Annotated in this window: 11 protein-coding genes; 5 read left to right on the top strand and 6 right to left on the bottom strand. The window is 59.0% G+C overall.

What is annotated here, in order from left to right; all coding sequences use genetic code 11:
• The 5 genes from AC4GMC_RS07645 to AC4GMC_RS07625 form a co-directional block, all read right to left on the bottom strand.
• Positions 1–247 (bottom strand): CoA-transferase (locus tag AC4GMC_RS07645; protein WP_490367655.1); only part of this gene is annotated, 247 nt, incomplete at its 3' end.
• A 4-nt stretch (positions 248–251) separates the two neighbouring features.
• Positions 252–965 (bottom strand): CoA transferase subunit A, encoded by a 714-nt coding sequence (locus tag AC4GMC_RS07640; RefSeq protein WP_487879072.1) that lies wholly within the window; start codon positions 963–965, stop codon positions 252–254.
• A gap of 108 nt (positions 966–1073) precedes the next feature.
• Positions 1074–2171, bottom strand: coding sequence for a class II histone deacetylase (locus AC4GMC_RS07635; RefSeq protein WP_487877189.1), 1098 nt, complete (start codon positions 2169–2171; stop codon positions 1074–1076).
• A 9-nt stretch (positions 2172–2180) separates the two neighbouring features.
• Complete coding sequence (locus AC4GMC_RS07630; RefSeq protein WP_487877190.1) at positions 2181–2423, bottom strand: DUF8831 family protein; 243 nt, start codon at positions 2421–2423, stop codon at positions 2181–2183.
• A 21-nt stretch (positions 2424–2444) separates the two neighbouring features.
• Positions 2445–2837 (bottom strand): thiol-disulfide oxidoreductase DCC family protein, encoded by a 393-nt coding sequence (locus AC4GMC_RS07625; RefSeq protein WP_487877191.1) that lies wholly within the window; start codon positions 2835–2837, stop codon positions 2445–2447.
• A 63-nt stretch (positions 2838–2900) separates the two neighbouring features.
• Here AC4GMC_RS07625 and AC4GMC_RS07620 point away from each other — a divergent pair, with 63 nt between their 5' ends.
• From AC4GMC_RS07620 to AC4GMC_RS07600, 5 genes are all read left to right on the top strand, one after another.
• Positions 2901–3611 (top strand): M48 family metallopeptidase, encoded by a 711-nt coding sequence (locus tag AC4GMC_RS07620; protein WP_487877192.1) that lies wholly within the window; start codon positions 2901–2903, stop codon positions 3609–3611.
• Positions 3612–3693: 82 nt separating this feature from the next.
• Entirely contained in the window at positions 3694–3942 is a 249-nt protein-coding gene (locus AC4GMC_RS07615) for a DUF6455 family protein (protein ID WP_487879413.1), read from the top strand.
• Positions 3943–4017: 75 nt separating this feature from the next.
• On the top strand, positions 4018–4311 hold the full coding sequence (locus AC4GMC_RS07610) for a DUF6455 family protein (protein ID WP_487877194.1): 294 nt from the start codon (positions 4018–4020) through the stop codon (positions 4309–4311).
• A 59-nt stretch (positions 4312–4370) separates the two neighbouring features.
• Complete coding sequence (locus tag AC4GMC_RS07605; protein ID WP_487877195.1) at positions 4371–4730, top strand: diacylglycerol kinase; 360 nt, start codon at positions 4371–4373, stop codon at positions 4728–4730.
• Between the two features lie 5 nt (positions 4731–4735).
• On the top strand, positions 4736–5074 hold the full coding sequence (locus tag AC4GMC_RS07600; RefSeq protein ID WP_487877196.1) for a YigZ family protein: 339 nt from the start codon (positions 4736–4738) through the stop codon (positions 5072–5074).
• 5 nt (positions 5075–5079) lie between these two features.
• On the opposite strand, the gene rimO is transcribed toward AC4GMC_RS07600, so the two are convergent.
• On the bottom strand, positions 5080–6450 hold the full coding sequence (gene rimO, locus AC4GMC_RS07595; RefSeq protein ID WP_487877197.1) for a 30S ribosomal protein S12 methylthiotransferase RimO: 1371 nt from the start codon (positions 6448–6450) through the stop codon (positions 5080–5082).
• Positions 6451–6491 lie beyond the last annotated feature (41 nt).

Raw genomic sequence — 6491 nt, 5'->3', positions numbered from 1 at the left:
AATACGCGGTTTGCGGCAGCTCGGTGATGGTTTGCTTGCCTGCGTTGATCAGGTCTGCATCAATGTTGTCCTCGGTGGGGAACGGCCCCATGCCAAGCATCCCGTTCTCTGATTGCAGCGTGACCTCAACCCCTTTGGGGATGTAGTTCGACACCAGCGTCGGGATGCCGATGCCAAGGTTCACGTATGTGCCGTCTTGTAGTTCCTGTGCCGCGCGGGCGGCCATTTGGTTTCTATCCCAAGGCATATTCTTAACCCTCACTCACAGTGCGTTGCTCAATACGTTTCTCGTGATCGCCCTGCACGATGCGGTGCACGTAAATGCCCGGCAGGTGGATCATGTCGGGATCAAGCGAGCCGGTGGGCACGATTTCCTCAACCTCGGCGATGCAGACCTTGCCGCACATCGCGGCGGGCGGGTTGAAATTGCGCGCGGTTTTGCGGAACACAAGGTTCCCTGTGGCGTCGGCCTTCCACGCTTTGACGATCGATAGATCAGCAAAGATGCCGTTTTCCATGATATACGTCTCATTTGCGCCGTCCGGCCCGGTGGGGAACTCTTTGTGCTCTTTGCCATCAGCAATCACGGTGCCGACGCCGGTTTTGGTGTAAAACCCTGGAATGCCGCAACCGCCTGCACGCATCCGCTCGGCCAAAGTGCCTTGGGGGTTGAATTCCAGTTCCAACTCACCCGACAGGTACTGGCGCATGAATTCTGCGTTTTCACCCACATAGGATGAGATCATCTTTTTGACTTGGCGCGTTTGTAGCAAAATTCCGATGCCGAAATCGTCCACGCCCGCGTTGTTGGAAGCGAAGGTCAGGTTTCGGGTGCCCGCGTCCTTGATTGCATCCAAAAGCAACTCAGGGATACCGCACAGGCCAAAGCCGCCAGCCGCGATAAACATGCCGTCGTGCAAAAGCCCATCAAGAGCCTCCGACGCACTGCCATATACTTTATTCATAAGAAGGAGATCCTCGCTGTGGTCGCGGCTAAGGTGCCGCAGTGGCCACTGTGAAGTCAAACACATTGCTGCGCTGCGGCAGCATATGTGTGTGGCGGACAACGCGGGCTAAAGCGCCTGCGCCATTTCATCCAGTAGCTCAAAGGCAAATTGGTCAAAACGCGCGCTGGGCTGACGGTCGCGGAAGCGTTCTTCAAACGGGTCAGGCGCGGTGATCGTGCTACCGGTGAGTTGCTCCATCACGGCGTGACCACAAAACGGGACATATAGCTCGGAATAGCCGCCCTCGTGGCTCAGCACCAACTTGCCACCGCATAGATCACCTGCGGCCTCCTGCACCATGGCGGTCATCGCACGAAAGGTTTCGGCCCGGGCCATCATCCGGCTGAGCGGATCAATCATCGCGGCGTCAAAGCCACAGGCGACAATGATCAGGTCCGGTTGGAAATCGTGGAGCGCTGGGAGGACGATTTGCTCCATGGATTTAATGTATACATTGTGGCCCGCACCCGGGGGCAGAGGAATGTTGAGGTTTGCGCCTTCACCCCGTCCAGAGCCACGCGCCTCAAACCCGCCGGTGTCGCTGGGATAGTTCCGTTCCTGATGAATCGAGATCGTCAGGACATCTGGGCGGTCATAAAAAACCGCCTCGGTGCCATTGCCGTGGTGCACATCCCAATCCAGCACGGCGATGCGCCCGGCCAGTTTGTGATGTAGCGCCGCCTCAACCGCGATGGCGATGTTGGCCATCAGGCAAAAGCCGTTGGGAAAGTCCGGCAGGCAGTGGTGGCCGGGGGGGCGTGACAGTGCGTAGGCTTGGTTCAATTCACCGCGCATAACCTGTTGGACAGCGGCTGTGGTCAATCCGGCCGAAAGCGCGGCGATGTTGTATCCGTCTGGTCCAAAGGGCGTGCGCAGCCCCAATTCGCCGCCGCCGGCCTCCGACATCTCCTTGAACGCGGTCAGATAGCTTTGGGGATGGACGCGCAACAAATCCTCAGTGCTGGCGGCAGGGGCGGTGGACCAGCTCAGTTCATGCGCCAAGCCCGTGACCTGCATCAGGTTCACAAACCTGCGCTTTGTTTCCGGGTTCTCGGGCAGGCCCCCGATCATGGGCTGGACCAAGCCACCTACGGGCAACATGCCCGCGTAGTTTCCGCCAGAATGCCAAAGGCACCGTTCATCATGAAAGAAACCAACCGTCATGCGCGCGCTCTATTCTGCCTCGGCTTTTTTGAGCCGATAGACCCCCTCAGGCAGGTCCAATGCGGCGGCCAAATCCTGAACCTGTGACAGCGACAGGGTGATCCGCCGAACGATATCAGTGGTGGGATCGACCTGTTCAACGGTCACGCAATCCTCAAAGGCGTTGATCGTGACGTCATCTGTCAAATGGCCTGAGCCTTCATCCACAAGGGTGATGACAGAGGCATCGAATGTGTGTTCGATCGAAAACATGCTTTCACACTGCCCGCGGGATTAGCCTTTGGCAACCGTGCGCTTTTGGCGGCGTTTGTGCCAAGCGTAAATTGCAGGCGCGAGAACGTAGTCATAGGCCGCACTTGCCGCGTGCCGAATACCGGGCAGCCCCACGATGCGCCCTAACAGGCGATAACGCGGCATTTCTTGCCACAAGACCAAGAAGGCAGGGATGCCCGCGATCAGCTGGCCATTATGCAAGACATGCAAACGCTTGGCGGCGGTGTCTGCGTCCATGTCCCATTCTGCCAAGACATCCGCATTCAGATCGTCAAACCGGATCGGCAGGTTCTGCGCCTTGCTGTAAGCGTCATAGTGATTGATCTCAAAGGAACAGACAGGGCACTGGGCGTTATACAGTACGCGTGTGTCGGGATGGCTTTTGTCTTGCACGGCGAATTCCTATATCTTTGGTCAAAGGTAGGGCGCGAGGCCGCGCCGAAAAGGAGAGTCGCAATGTTGAGAACGTGTGTCGCAGGTCTGTCGCTTCTGTTCCTATCTGCCTGCGTGGAGCCGACGTCTGCGCCGCCCCCCGTCAATGCGGCCCCTCTGCCGCAGGCGGGCGCTCCGGTCAGTGCAGCGCAAGCGATGCGCAACTACAACGCCGCGCGTATCCGGGTGGAACCTGTGGCCGAGCGGACCTGCCGTGAACAGACGCGCAGGCTGAATTGCGATTTTTTGTTCCGAGTGGACCCAAACCCCAACGCCCCCAAGAACGCGTTTCAATCGCTCAGCCCCGAGGGGCGCCCGCTTTTGACGTTTACGCAGGCTTTGATCGCGGATGCGCGCAACATTGATGAAATCGCTTTTGTTATGGGCCATGAAGCTGCCCACCACATCGAAGAGCATTTGGCCGAGCAACAGCAAGCCGCCGTTGGGGGGGCAATTCTAGGCAGCCTTGTGGGCGCGATTACCGGTGCAAACGCGGTTGTGGTGGACCAGCTATCGCGCGCAGGTGCGACCGTCGGGGCGCGCGGGTTCTCGAAGGAACATGAGTTAGAGGCCGATGCGCTGGGCACAGTGATCACCCATAACGCTGGGTTTGATCCGTTGCGGGGGGCTGCGTTTTTTGCGCGTATTCCCGACCCGGGCGATCGGTTTTTGGGGACCCACCCACCTAACGCCGCGCGTGTGGCCACAGTACGCCGGGTCGCAGAGGGACTTTGATATTGAGGCTTTGATATAGGTCAAAGCCGCGAATTTGCGCACGCCTTACCCATTGTCTGACGTCATCGAGAAAGGGTGCATCATGGCTTTGGGCGATCCGAGACTTCATCAAGACCTTATGAAACGCATGGCAGACGCGCAGGGGTTTGACCTGCGCGCGGAAGAAGCCAAAGGTACTTTGTCGGCGGGCGACACCGCAGATATGCTGTTGCGCTGCCGTGGATGTGGCGATGTGGGTGGCTGCACCAAGGCGCTGGACGCGGGCGAAATGCCGGAAAGCTGCAATAATGAAAGCCGCTGGGATGCTCTGCGCACCGTTTCGCACATGTAAGACCCGTCTTTGATCCTGCGCAAAGCGCGGGGTGCAATTCTGTGCGATCCTTGGTCCAGCAAAAGGATCGTAATGATGACACACCACCTGACCCCTTTGGGCACATTGAATCGCCATTATTGGTTGGCTGTCACTATGGCCAAGGCCAGTGGTGCCGACTTGGTGCAGGCCTATGCTGATGGCCGTCTAAGTGCAGAGGAATGGGCCAGTGTTGTGCACCGGTGTCGCGGATGCGATTGGGTGCAGCAGTGTGAGTGTTGGCTTGGCAAATCCGAGTGGGGGGCGCAAACCGTGCCGTCTGCATGCATGAATGCGGAGGTGTTTGAGTGGATCAAGCTACCGCATGGTTCGGGCGAGACCGGGCCTTAGTCCCCTTTTCATCGTCGTGTGTTTCTGGTCTCAAGGCGTGAAGCTTGGAGAACAGCCGCATGCGCGCCACCCTAAAAGAATTGCTACAGAAATCAGCGTGGAGCTGGGCTGGTTGGACGGTCGCGTGGAAAAGCGAATCCGCGCTGCGGGGCTGGGCGGTGTTGCATGCCATCTCGGTGCTTGCGGCACTGATCTTGCCGCTGAGCACGGTTGAGTTGGCAATCATCGTGATGGGCGGGACGTTTGTGTTGGTGGTGGAATTGCTCAACAGCGCAATTGAACGGGTGGTTGATTATATCTCACTGGAGCACCATCCGCTGGCGGGTGAGGCAAAGGACATCGGGTCCTGTGCGGCTTCGCTTGCTGGGATTGCGGTGGGGCTTGCGTGGGTTGTGATCCTTGTGGGGCAGTTCACGTGAGAATTATGGAAAACGTGATTTCTGATCGCGGCTCGCGCTATGCGGTCGCGGGCGGGCCTGCGACATCGCCCGAGGAGGCAAAGGCCTTTGTCAAAGCGCTGTGCCGGAACAAGAAATTTGCCCGCGCGACACATAATACTTGGGGGCTGTTGCTTGAAAGCGGGCCGATCAAGAATGACGATGGCGAAAGTGGCGCGGGCCTTGTGATCTGTCGGATGCTGGAGCGTGAAGGCCTGTACGACACTGTTGTTGTCGTCACGCGTTGGTACGGTGGCAAACACTTGGGGGGCGACCGCTTCCGGCATGTGCAGGACGCGGTCAGGATGTGGTTGGCTGAGGCCTAGGTGGCCTACTTCGTTGCCGCGACTTGCCCCCAAAGGTCGTATTCCCCGGCCTCATCAACATCGACCTCGACGATCATGCCGGGTGTTAGCCCTTCGAAGCCTTCGTCGATGAACAGGTTCCCGTCGATCTCGGGTGCGTCGGATTTGGTGCGGCAGGTGGCGCCCTCATCGTCGACGGAATCGACGATCACCTCGATCCGGGTGCCAACCTTGGCGGCCAGTTTTGCCTCCGAAATTGCTTGGGATTTTTCCATGAAGCGTTCCCAGCGCTCTTGTTTCAGCTCGGGGGAGACGTGGTCGGGCAGAGCGTTTGACCGTGCACCATCGACATTTTCATACTGAAAACAGCCGACGCGATCCAATTGTGCCTCATCGAGCCAATCCAAAAGCGTTTGGAATTCGGCCTCGGTTTCGCCGGGATAGCCAACGATAAATGTAGAGCGCAGGGTGATGTCGGGACAGATATCGCGCCATTCACCGATCCGATCGAGTGTCTTTTCCGCGGCTGCCGGGCGCGCCATGCGTTTCAGCGTATCGGGGTGGGCGTGTTGGAAAGGCACATCCAGATAGGGCAGCACTAGCCCGTCAGCCATCAGCGGGATCAGGTCTTTTACGAAGGGGTATGGATAGACGTAGTGCATCCGGACCCATGCGCCAAGCGAGCCAAGATCGCGCGCCAGAGGAATGATCGGGTGTTTGGCATCGCGCCCTTTGACATCGGTGCCGTAGGCGGATGTGTCCTGCGAGATTACGAGCAGTTCTCGCACGCCCGCATCGACCAGCCGTTCGGCTTCACGCATGATGGCAGCGTGTGGGCGGCTGCTAAGCTTGCCGCGCATATCGGGGATGATGCAGAATTTGCAGGTGTGGTTACAGCCCTCGGAAATCTTGAGATAGCTGTAGTGGCGTGGCGTGAGGCTGACGCCAGTGGCAGGCAAAAGGTCCACGAACGGGTCGGGGCTGGGCGGCACGGCGGCGTGCACTGCGTCGAGCACCTGTTCGTATTGCTGCGGTCCCGTTACCGCCAGAACTTTGGGGTGCGCGCCAGTGATATACTCAGGCTCCGCGCCCAAACAGCCCGTGACGATGACACGGCCGTTGGCGTCTAGTGCCTCACCGATGGCCTCAAGGCTTTCGGCCTTGGCACTGTCGAGGAAGCCGCAAGTGTTGACGATGACAGCTTCTGCGCCCGCATAATCGGGCGAGATCGCGTAGCCCTCGGCCCTGAGGCGCGTCAGGATGCGTTCACTGTCCACCAGCGCCTTGGGACATCCAAGAGAGATCATGCCAATGCGGGGCTGCCCGGGGCGGGCGTCCGTGGGCAGGGTGGGCTTGGGGGCGAGATCGGGCCGAAGCGAGGGAGGATTTTGAGCCATGACGCGGCTATACCCCCTGCGTCGCCCCGAGGGAAGATAGA

The sequence above is a fragment of the Thalassobacter sp. genome, assembly GCF_982993085.1.
Note: the sequence above shows the minus strand (reverse complement) of the source record. Positions and strands in the feature narration are given on the sequence as shown.